The sequence below is a fragment of the Pseudonocardia halophobica genome (genome assembly GCF_050948485.1).
Taxonomy (GTDB): domain Bacteria; phylum Actinomycetota; class Actinomycetes; order Mycobacteriales; family Pseudonocardiaceae; genus Pseudonocardia; species Pseudonocardia halophobica.
Window position 1 is genome coordinate 1847039 of the sequence record NZ_CP192046.1, and the last position, 15773, is coordinate 1862811.

Annotated in this window: 16 protein-coding genes; 14 read left to right on the forward strand and 2 right to left on the reverse strand. The window is 72.4% G+C overall.

What is annotated here, in order from left to right; translation table 11 throughout:
• Positions 1 to 31 precede the first annotated feature (31 nt).
• From ACQP04_RS08910 to ACQP04_RS08955, 10 genes are all read left to right on the forward strand, one after another.
• Positions 32 to 793 (forward strand): IclR family transcriptional regulator, encoded by a 762-nt coding sequence (locus ACQP04_RS08910; RefSeq protein ID WP_433506581.1) that lies wholly within the window; start codon positions 32 to 34, stop codon positions 791 to 793.
• Positions 790 to 2310, forward strand: a complete 1521-nt coding sequence (glpK, locus tag ACQP04_RS08915; RefSeq protein WP_433506582.1) for a glycerol kinase GlpK — start codon at positions 790 to 792, stop codon at positions 2308 to 2310. The genes ACQP04_RS08910 and glpK overlap by 4 nt, the downstream gene beginning before the upstream one ends.
• A 113-nt stretch (positions 2311 to 2423) precedes the next feature.
• Positions 2424 to 2834 carry a nuclear transport factor 2 family protein gene (locus ACQP04_RS08920; protein ID WP_433506583.1) on the forward strand — a complete coding sequence of 137 codons (411 nt, stop codon included), beginning with the start codon at positions 2424 to 2426 and terminating at the stop codon, positions 2832 to 2834.
• A complete protein-coding gene (locus tag ACQP04_RS08925; RefSeq protein ID WP_433506584.1) occupies positions 2834 to 4405 on the forward strand; it encodes a class I adenylate-forming enzyme family protein in 1572 nt (523 codons plus the stop codon). The genes ACQP04_RS08920 and ACQP04_RS08925 overlap by 1 nt, the downstream gene beginning before the upstream one ends.
• A gap of 52 nt (positions 4406 to 4457) precedes the next feature.
• The gene (locus tag ACQP04_RS08930) at positions 4458 to 5585 is read left to right on the forward strand and encodes an NDMA-dependent alcohol dehydrogenase (RefSeq protein WP_433506585.1); all 1128 of its coding nucleotides are present in this window, start codon (positions 4458 to 4460) and stop codon (positions 5583 to 5585) included.
• A gap of 2 nt (positions 5586 to 5587) precedes the next feature.
• Complete coding sequence (locus ACQP04_RS08935; RefSeq protein ID WP_358210257.1) at positions 5588 to 6013, forward strand: nuclear transport factor 2 family protein; 426 nt, start codon at positions 5588 to 5590, stop codon at positions 6011 to 6013.
• Positions 6010 to 6426, forward strand: coding sequence for a nuclear transport factor 2 family protein (locus tag ACQP04_RS08940; RefSeq protein WP_433506586.1), 417 nt, complete (start codon positions 6010 to 6012; stop codon positions 6424 to 6426). Before ACQP04_RS08935 ends, ACQP04_RS08940 begins: the two co-directional genes overlap by 4 nt.
• Positions 6427 to 6570: 144 nt before the next feature.
• Positions 6571 to 7866, forward strand: a complete 1296-nt coding sequence (locus tag ACQP04_RS08945) for an MFS transporter (protein WP_433506587.1) — start codon at positions 6571 to 6573, stop codon at positions 7864 to 7866.
• A 1-nt stretch (position 7867) separates the two neighbouring features.
• Positions 7868 to 8323, forward strand: a complete 456-nt coding sequence (locus tag ACQP04_RS08950; RefSeq protein WP_433506588.1) for a VOC family protein — start codon at positions 7868 to 7870, stop codon at positions 8321 to 8323.
• A gap of 69 nt (positions 8324 to 8392) precedes the next feature.
• On the forward strand, positions 8393 to 9244 hold the full coding sequence (locus ACQP04_RS08955) for a mycofactocin-coupled SDR family oxidoreductase (protein ID WP_433506589.1): 852 nt from the start codon (positions 8393 to 8395) through the stop codon (positions 9242 to 9244).
• Between the two features lie 69 nt (positions 9245 to 9313).
• Here ACQP04_RS08955 and ACQP04_RS08960 read toward each other — a convergent pair whose 3' ends face one another.
• Positions 9314 to 9733, reverse strand: a complete 420-nt coding sequence (locus ACQP04_RS08960) for a DUF7144 family membrane protein (RefSeq protein ID WP_433506590.1) — start codon at positions 9731 to 9733, stop codon at positions 9314 to 9316.
• 165 nt (positions 9734 to 9898) lie between these two features.
• Here ACQP04_RS08960 and ACQP04_RS08965 point away from each other — a divergent pair, with 165 nt between their 5' ends.
• The 4 genes from ACQP04_RS08965 to ACQP04_RS08980 all read left to right on the forward strand — a co-directional run bounded on the left by ACQP04_RS08965 (position 9899) and on the right by ACQP04_RS08980 (position 13680).
• Complete coding sequence (locus ACQP04_RS08965; RefSeq protein ID WP_433506591.1) at positions 9899 to 11251, forward strand: phytoene desaturase family protein; 1353 nt, start codon at positions 9899 to 9901, stop codon at positions 11249 to 11251.
• 118 nt (positions 11252 to 11369) lie between these two features.
• Positions 11370 to 12203 (forward strand): mycofactocin-coupled SDR family oxidoreductase, encoded by an 834-nt coding sequence (locus ACQP04_RS08970; protein ID WP_433506592.1) that lies wholly within the window; start codon positions 11370 to 11372, stop codon positions 12201 to 12203.
• 8 nt (positions 12204 to 12211) lie between these two features.
• Positions 12212 to 12973 (forward strand): SDR family NAD(P)-dependent oxidoreductase, encoded by a 762-nt coding sequence (locus ACQP04_RS08975; RefSeq protein ID WP_433506593.1) that lies wholly within the window; start codon positions 12212 to 12214, stop codon positions 12971 to 12973.
• 53 nt (positions 12974 to 13026) lie between these two features.
• Complete coding sequence (locus ACQP04_RS08980) at positions 13027 to 13680, forward strand: TetR/AcrR family transcriptional regulator (protein WP_433506594.1); 654 nt, start codon at positions 13027 to 13029, stop codon at positions 13678 to 13680.
• A 158-nt stretch (positions 13681 to 13838) separates the two neighbouring features.
• Here ACQP04_RS08980 and ACQP04_RS08985 read toward each other — a convergent pair whose 3' ends face one another.
• Positions 13839 to 15665 carry an acetyl/propionyl/methylcrotonyl-CoA carboxylase subunit alpha gene (locus tag ACQP04_RS08985; protein WP_433506595.1) on the reverse strand — a complete coding sequence of 609 codons (1827 nt, stop codon included), beginning with the start codon at positions 15663 to 15665 and terminating at the stop codon, positions 13839 to 13841.
• Positions 15666 to 15773 lie beyond the last annotated feature (108 nt).

A 15773-nucleotide genomic window follows, 5' to 3' on the forward strand; every position in this document is an offset into this window, starting at 1 on the left:
CCGGATCACACCACCCCGTAGGCTCCCACCCGTGCCCGGAGCGATCCAGTCCGTCGAGCGCGCGGCCGCGATCCTGCGGCTGCTGGGGGGCGCGGGCCGGCCGCTGGCCCTCGCCGAGCTGGCCGCCGCGCTGGACCTGCCGCGCCCGACCGTGCACGGGCTCGTCCGGACCCTGCGCGACGAGGGGCTCGTCGACCAGGACCGCACCACCGCGCTCTACCGCCCGGGCGCCGGGCTGCGCCGGCTCGGCGGCGGCTGGGACCGCCACGACCTGCGGGGGCGCGCGATGAACTGGGCCGACGCGCTGGCCGGGGGCACGGGCTGCGCGGTCTACCTCGCGGCGCCGGGCGGCACGGTGGCGAGCCTGGTGCACCACGTCTTCCGGCCGGACGGCTCGCCGCAGACTCTCCGCACCAACACCGAGCAGCCGTTGCACGCCACGGCGTGGGGGAAGTGCCTGCTGGCGTTCGCCCCGGTCGCGACACCGCCGGCCCGCGAGCTGGAGCTGCGCCGCTACACCGGCCGCACGGCCAGCACCGTCGCGATGCTCGAGGCGCACCTCGCCGCCGCGCGCGCCCGAGGCATGGCCACGGACGTCGGGGAGTTCGAGACGGGCGTCGGCGGCGCCGCGGTCCCGCTGCGGTCGGGCGGCGGGCTCACGGTGGCCGCCCTCGGCATCGCCGCGCCGGTGGAGGAGCTGTTCGGCGGGGGCGGGGAGCCCCGCCGGCACCTCGCCGAGCAGCTGCAGCACGCCGGCCGGGAGATCTCCGCGTCCCTGGTGACGTCCCGATGAGCGAGCTGCGGACCTCGGCGCCGCGCGAGCGCGTGGTCGCGGCCATCGACCAGGGCACGACGTCGACGCGCTGCCTGCTCTTCTCCCGCTCCGGCCGGATGCTCGCCGTGGCCCAGCGCGAACACCGCCAGCACTACCCCGAGCCCGGGCGGGTGGAGCACGACGCCGAGGAGATCTGGCGCAACGTCGCGCGGGTGGTCCCCGAGGCACTGCGGCGGGCCGGGCTGGAGCCGGAGAACATCGTGGCGCTCGGCATCGCCAACCAGCGCGAGACCACGGTGATCTGGAACCGCCACACCGGGGCGCCGCTGGCCCGCGCGATCACCTGGCAGGACACCCGGACCGGCCCGATCGTCGCCCGCCTCGTCGAGGAGGGCCTCGGCCCGCTCTACGCCTCCACCAGCGGGTTCGGCCCCGCGACCTACTTCGCCGGCCCGCGGCTGCGCTGGCTGCTCGACCACGTGCCGGGCGCCCGCGCGGGGGCCGAGATGGGCGACGTGCTGTTCGGCACCATGGAGAGCTGGCTGATCTGGCGGCTCACCGGCGGCCCGGGGCGCGGCGTCCACGTCACGGACGTGACCAACGCGAGCCGGACCATGCTCATGGACCTGCGCACGCTGGAGTGGTCGCCGAAGCTGCTCGCGGCGCTGCGCGTCCCCGAGCGGATGCTGCCGGAGATCCGGTCCAACGCCGAGATCTACGGCGTGTGCACGGAGGTGCTGCCCGGGGTACCGGTGGCCGGGGCGCTGGGCGACCAGCAGGCCGCGCTCGTCGGGCAGACCTGCTTCGCGCCGGGCGAGGTCAAGTGCACCTACGGCACCGGCGCCTTCCTGCTGAAGAACACCGGCGCGCGGATCGGCGGCTCGGCGCAGGGGCTGATCCCGACCGTCGGCTACCTGGTGGGGGAGCGGCCGGTCTACGCGCTGGAGGGCTCGATCGCCGTCACCGGCTCGCTGGTCCAGTGGTTCCGGGACTCGCTGGGCATGATCGGCACGGCCGCGCAGATCGAGACCCTCGCGATGACGGTGCCGGACAACGGCGGCTGCTACGTCGTGCCCGCCTTCTCCGGGCTCTACGCGCCGCACTGGCAGGCGAACGCCCGCGGCGTCATCGTCGGCCTGACCAGCTACATCACCCGCGGGCACCTGGCCAGGGCGGTGCTGGAGGCCACCGCCTGGCAGACCCGGGAGGTCGTCGACGCGATGAACGCCGAGTCCGGCATCCCGGTGACCCGGCTCAAGGCCGACGGCGGCATGACGGCCGACCACCTGCTCATGCAGTACGTCGCCGACGTGCTCGACGTGCCGGTCGAGCGCCCGCTCGGGTCCGAGGCGGTCTCGCTCGGCGCGGCCTACGTCGCCGGGCTCGCGGTGGGCCACTGGCCGGACCTCGAGGTGTTGCGCGCCAACTGGCACCGGGCCGCGATGTGGGAGCCGGAGATGGCCGACGGGGTGCGCGAGCGCGAGCGCGAGAACTGGGCGCGCGCCGTGGCCCGCAGCTACGACTGGGTGCGCTGATCTCCGTTCCGTCCCCGCGGACAGGAGTGTTGTGGGCCACTCGCGCGTGGTGCTAGCCTCACCGCTACCAAACGGCCGTTAGACGATGATGACCAGCGTTGCCGGAGGCCCCCATGACCGCTCGTGCGGAGATCGAGAACACCCTGGGCCGTGCGGCCTGGGGCTACGACGAGAACGACGTCGACCTCATCGCGGCCCAGTTCGCCGAGACCGCGACCATGACCATGCAGATCGGCCGCGACGGTGACACGATCGGCCCGTTCGACGGCCGGGAGGCGATCCGCAAGCTGCACGCCGACTCGCTCGCGGCACAGACCGACCAGCGCCGGCACAACATCTCCAACCTGGTGATCGTCAAGGAGACGGCCGACAGCGCCTCGACGACGTCGAACCTCACCCTGCTGTCCGTCGAGGGCGGCGCGATCCGGGTGCTCTCCAGCGGCTGGTACCGCGACGAGCTGGTGAAACAGGGCGACACCTGGCTGATCGCCTCCCGGCACATCTACCTCGACCTGCCCTACTGATGGTCAACGTCGGACGGATCCCGGAGAAGTGGGCGGCGCTGACCCCCACCCGGGACGCGATCGTCGACGCCCCGAACGGGCGTCGGATGGACTGGCGCACGCTCGACGAGCGGGTGCGGCGGCTGGCCAACGGCCTCGCCGGCACCGGCGACGGCGGGCTCGGGCTCGCGAAGGGCGACCGGGTCGCGATCCTCGCCAAGAACTCGATCGAGTACCAGGAGCTGTACTACGCGGCGGGCCGCGCCGGACTCGTCGCGCAGCCGCTGAACTGGCGGCTCGGTGTCCCCGAGCTCACCAAGATCGTCACCGACGGCGCGCCGAAGGCGCTGATCGCCTCCGACGAGTGGCTCGACACCGCCAAGCAGCTGCAGGCCGCGGTCGACGTGCCGCACTGGCTGCAGTACGGCCGCGGCGGCGACGGCAGCTACGAGGACCTGCTGGCGCGCAGCAGCACGGACGAGCCGGAGCGCTCCGCCACGACCGGCGACGCCGACCCCTTCTTCATCCTCTACACCGGCGGCACCACCGGGGAGTCGAAGGGCGCGCTGCACAGCCACACCAGCACGTCGTTCGGCATGCTCAACCAGACGGTGGCGGAGCGGATCGTCCCGACGGACGTCTACATGCTGACCGGGCAGATGTACCACATCCCGGTGGTGCTCTCGATGAACTACATGCGCCACGGCTGCCCGCTGGTGCTGATGAACTTCGAGGCCCGCACCGCGCTGGAGCTCATCCAGGAGGAGAAGGTCTCGGCCTTCCTCGGCATCACCACGATGCTCAACTGGATGATGGCCGTGCCCGGCTTCTCGGACTACGACATCTCGTCGTTGCGCAACATCCAGTACGGCGGCGGCCCGATGCCGTCGAGCGTGGTCAAGGCGGCACTCGAGCACTTCCCGTGCACCCTGATCCAGGGCTACGGGCAGACCGAGGGCACCACGATGTGCTTCCTCTCCCAGGAGGACCACCTCGACGCGGTGCGCGGGGTCCATCCCGAACGCCTCATGTCGTGCGGCCGCGAGGGGTTCGTGACGACCGTGCGCGTGGTCGACCCGGACGGCATCGAGGTGCCCAGGGACGGCCGGACCGCCGGGCAGATCGTGATCCGGTCCGAGGCGAACATGCTCGGCTACTGGGGCCGGCCGGACCTCACCGCGGCCACGCTGCGGGACGGCTGGATGTGGACCGGCGACGTCGCCACCTGGGACGCGGACTCGTACGTCTTCATCGTCGACCGCGCCAAGGACATGATCATCTCCGGGGGCGAGAACATCTACTCGATCCAGGTCGAGGAGGCCGTCAACCAGCACCCGTCGGTCCTCGAGTGCGCCGTGATCGGCGTGCCCGACGACGAGTGGGGCGAGACCGTCAAGGCGTTCGTCGTGCTCAAGCCGGAGACCACCGCGACCGAGGCGGAGATCATCGACACCGCGCGGCAGCACCTGGCCTCCTACCAGAAGCCCCGCTCCGTCGAGTTCGTCGACGCCCTGCCCAAGGCCCCCACCGGGAAGATCCTCAAACGCGATCTCCGCGCCCCGTACTGGGCCGACCGCGACCGGTCCGTCTGACCCCGGTTCGTCCCCCGCTCATGTCCGTGCCCGTGCTCGAAGGGGAGCATTCATGAAGACCAAGGGAGCCCTGCTCTGGGAGCCCGGCACCAACTCCGGCTGGAGCGTCGAGGAGATCGAGATCGATCCCCCGAAGCGCCGCGAGGTGATGGTGAAGCTGGCCGCGTCCGGCATCTGCCACTCCGACCACCACCTCGACGACGGCGTGATCCCGCTGCCCTGGGCGCCCGTGCTCGGCGGCCACGAGGGTGCCGGCGTGGTCACCGAGGTCGGCCCGGAGGTGCACGACCTGGAGGTCGGTGACCACGTCGTCCTCTCCTTCCTGCCCTCGTGCGGGAGATGCACGATGTGCGTCTCCGGCCGCTCCAACATGTGCGAGCTGGGCGCGGGCGTGCTCGCCGGCTACGCGCCCGACGGCACGCACCGCGTGCACGCCCGGGACAAGGGCGTGGGCTGCATGTCCTTCCTCGGGACGTTCGCGCCGTACGTCTGTGCGCCGGTCGACGCCGTCGTCAAGATCGACAAGGACATCCCGCTGGACAAGGCCGCGCTGATCGGCTGCGGCGTGCCGACGGGCTGGGGCTCCTCGGTCTACGCCGCGGACATGCAGCTCGGCGACACGGTCGTGATCGTGGGTATCGGCGGCGTCGGGATCAACGCTGTGCAGGGCGCGAGGCACAAGGGTGCCAAGAACATCATCGCGATCGACCCGGTGCCCTTCAAGCAGGAGCAGGCCCAGGAGTTCGGCGCCACGCACGCGGTGTCGAACTACGAGGAGGCCGCCAAGCTCGTCGAGCAGCTGACCAACGGCCAGGGTGCCGACCGGGTCATCATCACCGTCGGCATCGCCTACGGGAACCTGCTGAACCCGGCGCAGGAGATGACCCGCCGCGGCGGCGTCATCGTGCTGACCTCGGCCGCGCCGATCCTGCAGCGGGACGTCGAGTTCGACCTGTTCACCTTCGCGATGTCCGGCAAGCGGCTGCAGGGCTCGCTGTACGGGACCACGCAGTCCCGCAACGACATCCCGCTGCTCACGGACCTCTACCGGACCGGGCAGCTCAAGCTCGACGAGCTGATCACGCGCACCTACGCGCTCGAGGACATCAACCAGGCGTTCGCGGACATGCAGAAGGGGCTCAACCTCCGCGGCGTGATCATGTACGACCAGGAGGGCTGACGATGAGCCGCGCCGACGACGTCCAGCAGATCATCACCGCCACGCTGCTCTACGCCCGTGGGCTCGACCTGTTCGACCCGGACGAGGCCCTCTCGGCCTACACCGACGACGCCTACTGGGACGCCACGGCGGTGGGTCTCAAGCGGTTCGAGGGCCGCGACGAGATCCACGGCTTCTTCAAGGCCGACGCCGAGTCGATGGCCGAGCAGTGCCACATCATGACCAACCACATCGTCGAGTTCGACGGTCCGGACACCGCGCACGGCACCAACTACGTGTACGCGGAGGGGAGGACGAAGTCCGGCGCCACGATCAAGGCGATCGCGCTCAACCGGGACGAGTACCGCCGGGTCGGGGACACCTGGAAGATCTCGGGCCGGGCGATCTCGCCGCTCACGGCCCCGCAGATGGAGGGGTTCGACGCATGATCATCGGCGCCGAGGTCGTCGAGCGGTACATCGAGATCATGAACGAGCTCGACATCGACGCGCTCGGCGAGATCTTCGCCGACGACGTCGTGGTCCGGCTGCCGTTCGCGCCCGATCCCGTGCCGAAGGTGACCGAGGGCAAGGAGGCCGTGCTCGCGCTGTACGCCGGCTTCCCGCACCTGGTCGGGCCGCTGGGCTTCCACGACCTGGTGATCTCGCCGCTGGCGACGGAGGGCGAGTTCGTCGCGGAGTACCGCAGCGACACCACGATGCTCTCCACCGGCGAGCCCTACCGGAACGCCTACATCAGCACCTTCACGGTGCGGGACGGCAAGCTCGCCGCCTTCGCGGAGTTCTTCGACCCGCTCGTGTTCCTGCAGGCCCAGGGTGCCACCGTCGCGCTCCCGGCCTGACCCGCAGCCGTCCCTGACTGCACGAACGGCACTTTCGTGCGGACCTACCGCACGAGAGTGCCGTTGGTGCGCGTCCACTCCGGAGGAACAGCCATGACCCTCGCCGACTACTCCGAGACCACGACGATCCAGGGCATCTAGGCCATGTCTCTGCGGGCACCGGGTGCCGCGGTCGTCGCGATCTGCTTCGCGGTCGTCATCCTCGACGGCTACGACCTGGTCGTCTACGGGACCGTCGTCCCCTCGCTGCTGCAGTACGCGCCGTGGGGGCTGACGGCCGCGGAGGCGGGCCTGATCGGCAGCCTCGCCCTGGTCGGAATGGCGGTCGGGGCGCTGTCGTCCGGCTGGCTGACCGACCGGCTCGGCCGGCGGCGCCTGGTGCTGATCGCGATCACCTGGTTCAGCGTGGCCACCGGGCTGTGCGCGGTCGCCCCGAACCCGGAGGTCTTCGGGCTGCTGCGGTTCGTGGCCGGCGTCGGGCTCGGGGGCGTGCTGCCCTCGGCGATCGCCCTGGCCGTGGAGTACGCACCGCGGGACCGCCGGCAGCTCTACAACTCGGTGGTCCACGCCGGGTACTCCTCGGGCGGGGTGATCTGCGCGGCGGTGGCCATCGCGCTGCTGCCGGTCGGCGGGTTCCGGGTGATGTTCGCGGTGGGCGCGGCGCCGTGGCTGGTCCTCTTCCCGATCGCGCTCAGGTGGCTGCCGGAGTCGCCGGCGTGGCTGCGGGCGCGCGGACGGGACCAGGAGGCCGCGGCGCTCGCCGCGCGGCACGGGATCGCACTCGAGCCCACGCCCGCGGGGCCGGCGCAGAAGGTGCGGACCGCGGAGATATTCGGCCGCTACCGCCGCTGGACGATCCTGTTCGCGCTGATCAGCTTCTGCGGGCTGCTGCTGAGCTACGGCGTGGGCACCTGGCTGCCGCAGATCATGCGGCAGGCCGGCTACCCGCTGGGCTCGGCGATCGCGTTCCTGCTGGTGCTGAACCTGGGCAACGTCGTCGGCACACTGGTGATCGCCACGGTCGCCGACCGGATCGGGTCGAAGCGGGTCATCCCGCTCGCGCTCGGCGTCGGGACGGTGTGCCTGGTGCTGCTGTCCTTCCTGCTGCCGCAGGACGTGCTGTACGTGCTCGTCGCGTTCCTCGGCTTCGGCGCGATGGGCTCGCAGATCCTCGTCAACGGGTTCGTCGCCGCCTCCTACCCGACCCGGATCCGGGCGACCGGGCTCGGGTTCGCGATGGGCGTAGGGCGGCTCGGCGGGATCCTCGGCCCGTACGCGGTGGGGCTGCTGATCGGGGCGGGCGTGGCGTTCCAGTGGAACTTCTGGTTCTTCGCCGCGTTCGCGCTGCTCGCGATGCTGCTGGTGCTGGCGCTGGGCAGGCACCCGGACGAGCGGGACCCCGCGCCGCGCCCGGTCGCGCCCGAGTCCGCCAGGGGGTGACGTGGGCCTGCACCATTTCGGCGTCCGGGTCGCGGACCTGGACCGCGCGACGGCCTTCTACCGCGCCCTGGGCGCCACGCCGCTCGCCGAGCCGATGACCCTCGGCGGGCGGGCGGCGGGGCTCGCCATGAACGTCCCGCCCGGCACCTCGGTGCGCATCGCCCTGCTCGGCTTCCCGGACGGCAGCGGCGTCGAGCTGTTCGAGTTCGACCCGCTGCCGACGTGGTGCGGCCCGCCCGACCCCGCCGCCCGCCTGCCGCACCTGGGCATTCAGGTCGACGACGTCGACGCCGCTCTCGCCGCCGCCGAGGCCGCGGGCGCGGAACGGCTCTGGCCCGAGCCCTCGCACTGGGGCCCGCTCCGCGTGGTCTATCTGGCCGACCCCGACGGCACGGTGCTGGAACTGCTCGACGGGCCTCTCGTCGACGTCGCCAAGGTGATCGTCCCACGCCGTTGACCCGCCCCCGCCACGTCCGGACGGTGGGGGTGCGGGCGACGGGGCCCGCACGGACGACGGAGGTTCCCCATGGCGGGACGGGTCGAGGGCAAGGTCGCGCTGATCACCGGGGCGGCGCGCGGGCAGGGGCGCAGCCATGCGCTGCGGCTGGCGCAGGAGGGCGCGGACATCATCGCCGTGGACCTCTGCGCCGACGTGGCGTCGGCGCCGTACGACGGGGCGACCGAGGCCGACCTGGCCGAGACGGTCAAGCAGGTCGAGGACCTGGACCGGCGGGTGCTGAGCCGGGTCGCCGACGTCCGCGACCTGCGGGCCCTGGAGGCCACGGTCGCGGACGGGATCGCGGAGTTCGGGCACCTGGACATCGTGGTCGCCAACGCCGGCATCGGGTCCTTCGCGCCGGCGTGGGAGATCACCGAGGACTCCTGGCAGGAGATGCTCGACATCAACCTGACCGGGGTCTGGAAGACGACCAAGGCGGCGATCCCCGCGATGCTGGAGCAGGGGACCGGTGGCTCCATCGTCCTGACCAGCTCGATCGCCGGGCTGATCGCGTTCGGCAACCTCGCGCACTACACCGCGGCGAAGCACGGCGTCACCGGCCTGATGCGGACGCTCGCCGTCGAGCTCGCGCCGCACCGGATCCGCTGCAACTCGGTCCACCCGACGACCGTCGACACCGACATGGTGAACAACGAGCCGATCTACTCGCTCTTCCTCGGCGGGCAGCGCGGCGCTACGCGGGCTGACGCCGAGGCCGGATTCACGGCCCTCAACGCCATCCCGATTCCGTGGGTCGACCCGGTCGACATCAGCAACGCGGTGCTCTACCTGGCCTCGGAGGAGGCCCGGTACGTCACCGGCACGACCCATGTCGTCGACGCGGGCGCGCTGGCGCCGTTCAAGATCCCGCACGCGTAGCGGGCCGTCACGAGCGGCGCTCCGGCGGGAGCGTCGCCCGTGCGGCGACGGCGGACCGGGTCCGTGCGCTCAGCCGCCGACCTCCTGACCGTGGCGCACGGCCGCCCACACGATGAGGGCGGACAGGACCAGGATGAGGACCGCTCCCACCGGATAGGCGACGAGGAACGCGAGCTGGACGACCCCGTTGAAGCCTGCCACGAGGACCGCCACCACCCGTGCCCATCCGGCTCCGCGGAGCAGGGCCGGCGCGGCCGCGAGCTCCACCACACCGAGGGCCAGCAGGACCCAGCCCCACTTGGTGACCTCCAGCAACAGGACCCGGTCGGCGTCGGCGACCACGAACCCACCTCGGGCGAGCGCGCTGATCCCGTCCCACACGTTCCAGCACCCGAGCAGGAACAGCAGCACCGCGGCCAGTCGCACCACCACGACCCATCGGGTCCGCCGGGGTGCTCGCGGCTCCCCGGCGGTGAGGTCTCCGGTCACGTCGATTCCTCCTCCGTCCACGGGGCCGTGTCCGGGCAGGCTGGCCCGGCAGCCCCGACGGGTCGTCATCCGCCGCGGGTGAACGGGTTCCCGGCGGCGCTTGCCCGTCGGGGATCACACGGCTAGCGTCACTACCAAACGAACGGTAGACGCTGGGAGGCGCCCGTGTCGTACGACGTGATCGTGGTCGGGGCGGGCACGTCCGGCCTGGTCACCGCCTCGCTGCTGGCGGAGCAGGGCAAGCGGGTGCTGCTGCTGGAGAAGCACGCGTACCTGGGCGGGCGGGCGCGGGAGTACCGGTACAAGGGGCACCAGCTGGGGCTCGGCAGCCACCTCGTCGAGGACCCCGGCGACTCGCTGACCCGGGTCTGCTCGGTGATGGGACTCGACCTGGTGCACTCCGAGCGCAGCGACGCGATGCCGTTCTGGACGGACGGGAAGGGCTGGGCGCCGATCCAGGAGCAGTACTCCGGCGCGGCGAAGCAGGGGCTCAAGCGCTGCATCCAGGCGCTCGAGGACGTCTCGTACGACGAGCTCGAGAGCTGGAACCACGCGTCGTTGCGCGAATGGATGGCGCAGTACACCGCGGACGAGGGCGTCTACACGGTGTGGGAGGCCATCTCGGTCCTCGAGCAGATCACGCTGCGGCCGTGGGAGCACTCGGCCTCGGAGAACCTCTACACCCGCAAGCTGCACTACTCGACGCAACGCACCGCGGGCTACTCGTTCTGGCCGATGGGCGGCTGGGACGCGCTGTGGCACGACATGGTCGCCGCGTTCGAGGCCAAGGGCGGGGAGATCCGGCTGTCGGCGCCGGTGCGCCGGGTCGACGTCCGGGACGGGGCCGTGCAGGGCGTGACCCTGCGCGACGGGGAGGAGGTCCCGGCGCCGCAGGTCGTGGTGTCCGCGCCGGTGTGGGACCTGTTGCGGCTGTTCGACGACGGCGCCCTGCCCTGGGAGCTCCGGTCCCGGATCGGGATGCTGGCCGCGAACCGCAACCGCGCCTGCTGGATCGGCTACTGGATCGCCGCGAAGGAACCGGTGATCGCGATGAGCGAGCGGGAGATGGCGTCGTTCCTGTCGACGCCGCGGTGCGGGCTGCCCGGCTTCACGCTCAACTTCACCGGCTACGACCCCGGCGTCTCGCCCGACGGCGAGTACCTGACCTGCGTCGGCGCCTCGTTCGACGCCACGGAGCACTACGGCGACCGCGCCTGGCTCGACCGGAAGTTCGCCGAGCTGTGGGAGGACATCGAGGAGATGATGCCGGCGGCGCGCGGGGCGCTGTGGACGAAGCCGCACGTCGTCACCAGCTACGGGGTGATCACCAAGCCCGGGCTCGTCGGGCCGGTGCGGCCGGACGCCGAGGTCCGCGGCGTCGAGGGGCTCTGGCTCACCGGCGACACCACCCGCGCCCGCGGGATCGGCATCGACAAGGCCGCGCGCTCGGGCATCACCACCGCCGAGGCGGTGCTGGGCCGGCGGCTCGGGGCGTTCGCCGGGACCATGCGCTACTGACGGAGCTGAACGAGCGGCGCGTTCGCTCAGTAGGTGTGAGCGAGCGCGTCGTTCGCGCTTCCTTCTCTGACAGTCGTTTGGTAGACAGTACCTGGTCGACGACGCGAGGAGGCGTGCCATGGCGGGACGGGTCGAGGGCAAGGTCGCGCTGATCACCGGCGCCGCGCGCGGGCAGGGCCGCAGCCACGCGGTCCGGCTGGCGCAGGAGGGGGCCGACATCATCGCCGTCGACCTCTGCGGGCCGTTGGCCACCGTGGACAAGTACCCGCCGGCCACCCGCGACGACCTCGACGAGACGGTCGCCGAGGTGGAGAAGCTCGACCGGCGGATCGTCGCTCGGGTCGCCGACGTCCGCGACCGGGCTGCGCTCACCGCGGCGGTCGACGAGGGCGTCACGGAGCTCGGCGGGCTGGACATCGCGGTGGCGAACGCGGGGATCGCCAGCTTCGGCGCCGCGTTCGAGATCACCGACGAGATGTGGCAGGAGATGCTGGACGTCAACCTCACCGGCGTCTGGAACACGGCCCGCGCGGCCGTGCCGCACCTGATCGAGCGCGGCGGCGGGTCGCTGATGTTCACCAGCTCGATCGGCGGGCTCAAGGGGATCCAGAACGTCGGGCACTACGTCTCGACCAAGCACGGGATCGTCGGGCTGATGCGGACGCTGGCCAACGAGCTGGCCCCGCACCGAATCCGGGTCAACACGATCCACCCGACCAACGTCGACACCGACATGATCCAGAACCCCGGCACCTGGAAGCTCTTCGCGCCGGACGACCCCGAGCCCAGCCAGGAGAAGGCGCTGCCCGGCTTCCTGTCGCTCAACGCGCTGGAGGTCCCGTGGGTCGAGCCGATCGACATCAGCAACGCCGTGCTCTTCCTGGGTAGCGACGAGGCCCGGTACATCACCGGCGTCACGCTGCCCGTCGACGCCGGCGCGAACGTCAAGTAGGAGGCGGGGTGCGGATCACGGACGCGGTCGGGCTGGTCACCGGCGGGGCCTCCGGGCTCGGCGCCGGCACGGCCCGGATGCTGGTCGAGCGGGGCGGGAGGGTCGGGATCCTGGACCTGCCGTCGTCCGACGGGGAGTCCTTCGCGGCGGAGCTGGGCGACGCGGCCTTCTTCGTGCCGACCGACGTGAGCGACGAGGGGCAGGTCGAGAAGGCGGTCGCGGCCGTCGCCGAACACCTCGGGCGGATCGACGTGTGCGTCAACGCCGCGGGCATCAGCCCGGCCGCCCGGGTGCTGTCCCGCAAGGGCGACCTGCATCCGCTCGACGTCTTCCGGCGCACGCTCGAGGTCAACCTCGTCGGTACCTTCGACGTGCTGCGGCACGCCGTGGCCGCCATGTCCCGCAACGAACCGGGGCCGGACGGCGAGCGCGGGCTGATCGTCAACGTCTCGTCCGCCGCGGCGCTCGAGGGGCAGGCCGGGCAGGCCGCCTACTCGGCGTCGAAGGGTGGGATCGCGGCGATGACCCTGCCGCTGGCCCGGGACCTCGCGATCTGGGGGATCCGGGTGATGACGGTCTGTCCGGGGATCATGGACACGGGCATGCTCGCCGGCACGGACGAGAAGCGTCGCGCCGCCCTGACGGACCTGCACGTGTTCCCCAAGCGGCTCGGCCGGCCCGCCGACTTCGCGCACCTGGTCGCCGCGTTCATGGAGAACGAGCTGATCAACGGCGAGGTGGTCCGGCTGGACGCGGCGACGCGCCTATGACTGTCTACCGTTTGGTAGGCTCCTCCGATTCGACCGCGTCGAGGGGAGCGGGGATGCGGCAGCCGGCCGGGCGGAGTGCGCGGCGTTCCGGGGGAGAGCGTAAACCCCGCGAGGAGCGCTGGGCCGAGCTCATCGAGGTCGCCACGCAGGTCTTCTACGAGAAGGGCTACGACGGCGCGTCCCTGCAGGACATCGCCGACCGGCTCGGGATGCTCAAGGGCAGCCTCTACTACTACATCCAGTCCAAGGAGGACCTGCTCTTCGACGTGATCAGCGCCGTCCACAAGGAGGGCCTGGCCGTCGTGCGGTCCCGGTCGGAGGTGCCCGGCGGCCCGCTGGAGCGGCTGGAGAGCGTGATCCGCGGGCACGTCGAGCACACCTGCCGCAACCTCGTGCCGACCGCGGTCTTCCTGCACGAGCTGTCGGCGCTCCCGGTCGAGCGCCGCAAGGAGGTCCTCGGTTCCGAGCACGCCTACCAGGGGGTGTTCCGCGACCTCGTCGAGCAGGGGCAGGCCGGCGGGCTGGTGCGGGCCGACCTCGACCCGCGGCTCGCGGCCCTGTCGATCCTGGGCTCCACGAACTGGGTGTACCGCTGGTTCCGTCCCGGCGGCACCTTCACCCCCGAGCAGATCGGGGCCGAGATGGCGGAGATGGCGATCCGCGGGATCGCGACCGAGGAGGCGTTGCAGGCCCGCGCCTCCCGCTGACACCTCAGGAGGAGCACATGCCCGGTTCGCAGGCCGGGCGGGCGGACGTCGTGGCCGTCCCGAGCACCGCCACCGGGGATCTGCCGAAGGGCGGGGCGGCGTACTCGCTGGCCAAGGCCGCGATGGAGACGGGGCCGTGGATCTCGGGCGCCGGCGGCTCAGATGAGGGTGATCAGGGGGGAGCCCGCGGCGACGGGGCTGCCGGCGCCGACCAGGACCTGACCCACCGTCCCGCCGACCTCCGTGCGGATCTCCATCTCCATCTTCATGGCCTCGAGCACCGCGACGACGTCGCCGGGCGCCAGCTCCTGGCCGGGCTGCACCCGGACCTGGACGACCGTCGCGTCCATCGGGGCGACGGGCACGGTGCCGGCCGCGGAGGAGGACCCCGCGGCCGCGCCGGCGGACTCGCGGGTCGGGCGGGTGGACGCCGTGGCCGCGGCGCCCGGGCGGACCGTGCGGCCGTAGACCGCCACCTCCACCGGCCCGCGGTCGGTCGCGAGGCGGACCCGGCGGGTCGGGACGGTCGCGCCACCCGACACCACGCCGGCCCCGGCCGGGCCGGACCCGGATCCGGCCGTGCCGGCGCCGGCACCACCACCGGCTCCCGAGCCGACCCCGGCGCCGGGCTTCGTCGCCGGGTCCGGCACCCACTCCCGCTGCACCGAGCCGGTGTCGTGGGTGCCGGCGGCGAAGGACGCCGAGCCCAGCACCTCCCGCAGGTACGGGGCGGTGGTCGGCACCCCCTCGACCCGCAGCTCGCCGAGCGCGGCGACGAGCCGGCGGCGGGCGGCGTCGCGGTCGGCGCCGTGCGCGAGCACCTTGCCGAACATCGAGTCGTACTCGGGGGCGACGGCTCCGCCCGCCTCGACACCGAAGTCGTTGCGCACCCCCGGCCCGAGCGGGAGCGCCAGCCCGGTGACGGCGCCGGGCGCGGGCCGGAAGTCCGCCCACGGGTCCTCGGCGGCGATACGGGCCTGGATCGCGTGACCCGAGACCCGGACGTCGTCCTGGGTGAAGGGCAGCGGCGCGCCGCCGGCCACCCGGAGCTGCGTGGCGACGATGTCCAGCCCGGTGACCAGCTCCGTCACCCCGTGCTCGACCTGCAGCCGGGTGTTCATCTCGAGGAAGAAGAACTCCTCGGACGTCGGCAGCACGAGGAACTCGACGGTCCCCGCCCCGACGTAGCCGACCTTCCGTGCGAGGGTCACGGCGGCGTCGAGCAGTCGCGCTCGCAGCGTGTCCGACAGCCCGAAGGCCGGTGCCTCCTCGATCAGCTTCTGGTGCCGCCGCTGGACCGAGCAGTCCCGGTCGACGAGGTGCACGACGGCGCCGTGCGCGTCCCCGATCACCTGCACCTCGACGTGCCGCGGGCGCTCCAGGTACCGCTCGAGGTGCACCTCGGAGCGCCCGAACGCGGCGCCGGCCTCGCGCCCGGCAGCGGCCATCGCGTCGGCCAGCTCGTCGGCGGAGTGCACGACCCGCATCCCGCGCCCGCCACCCCCGAACGACGCCTTGACGACGAGCGGGAACCCCAGCTCGGCCGCCGCCTGCGTGGCCTCCTCCACGGAGAGGTCGCCGGTCCCCGGCGGCACCGGGACCCCGCACTCCTCGGCCAGCGCGCGGGCCGCGACCTTGTCGCCCATCCGGGCGATGACCTCGGCCGACGGCCCCACGAAGGTCAGCCCCGCGCCCGTCACGGCCTCGGCGAACCCGGCGTCCTCGCTGAGCAGGCCGTACCCGGGGTGCACCGCGTCGGCCCCGGCGGCCTTGGCCGCGCCGAGCAGGGCGTCGACGTCCAGGTACGAGGCCCGCGCCGGGGCCGGGCCGATCCGGTGCGCCTCGTCGGCCAGCCGGACGTGCAGCGCGTCGGCGTCGGCATCGGAGTACACCGCGACGGCCCGCAGGCCGAGCTCCCGGCAGGACCGGATGATCCGCACGGCGATCTCGCCACGGTTCGCCACCAGGACGGTCTGGATCGACACGAGCCGCTCCGCTCTACTCGGGGGGTCGACGAGGTCTGTCTACCAATCGACCGTCTGGTAGTCTAGCGTCCGTCGGTGAGACCCGACGGACACCGGTACGAGCGGAGG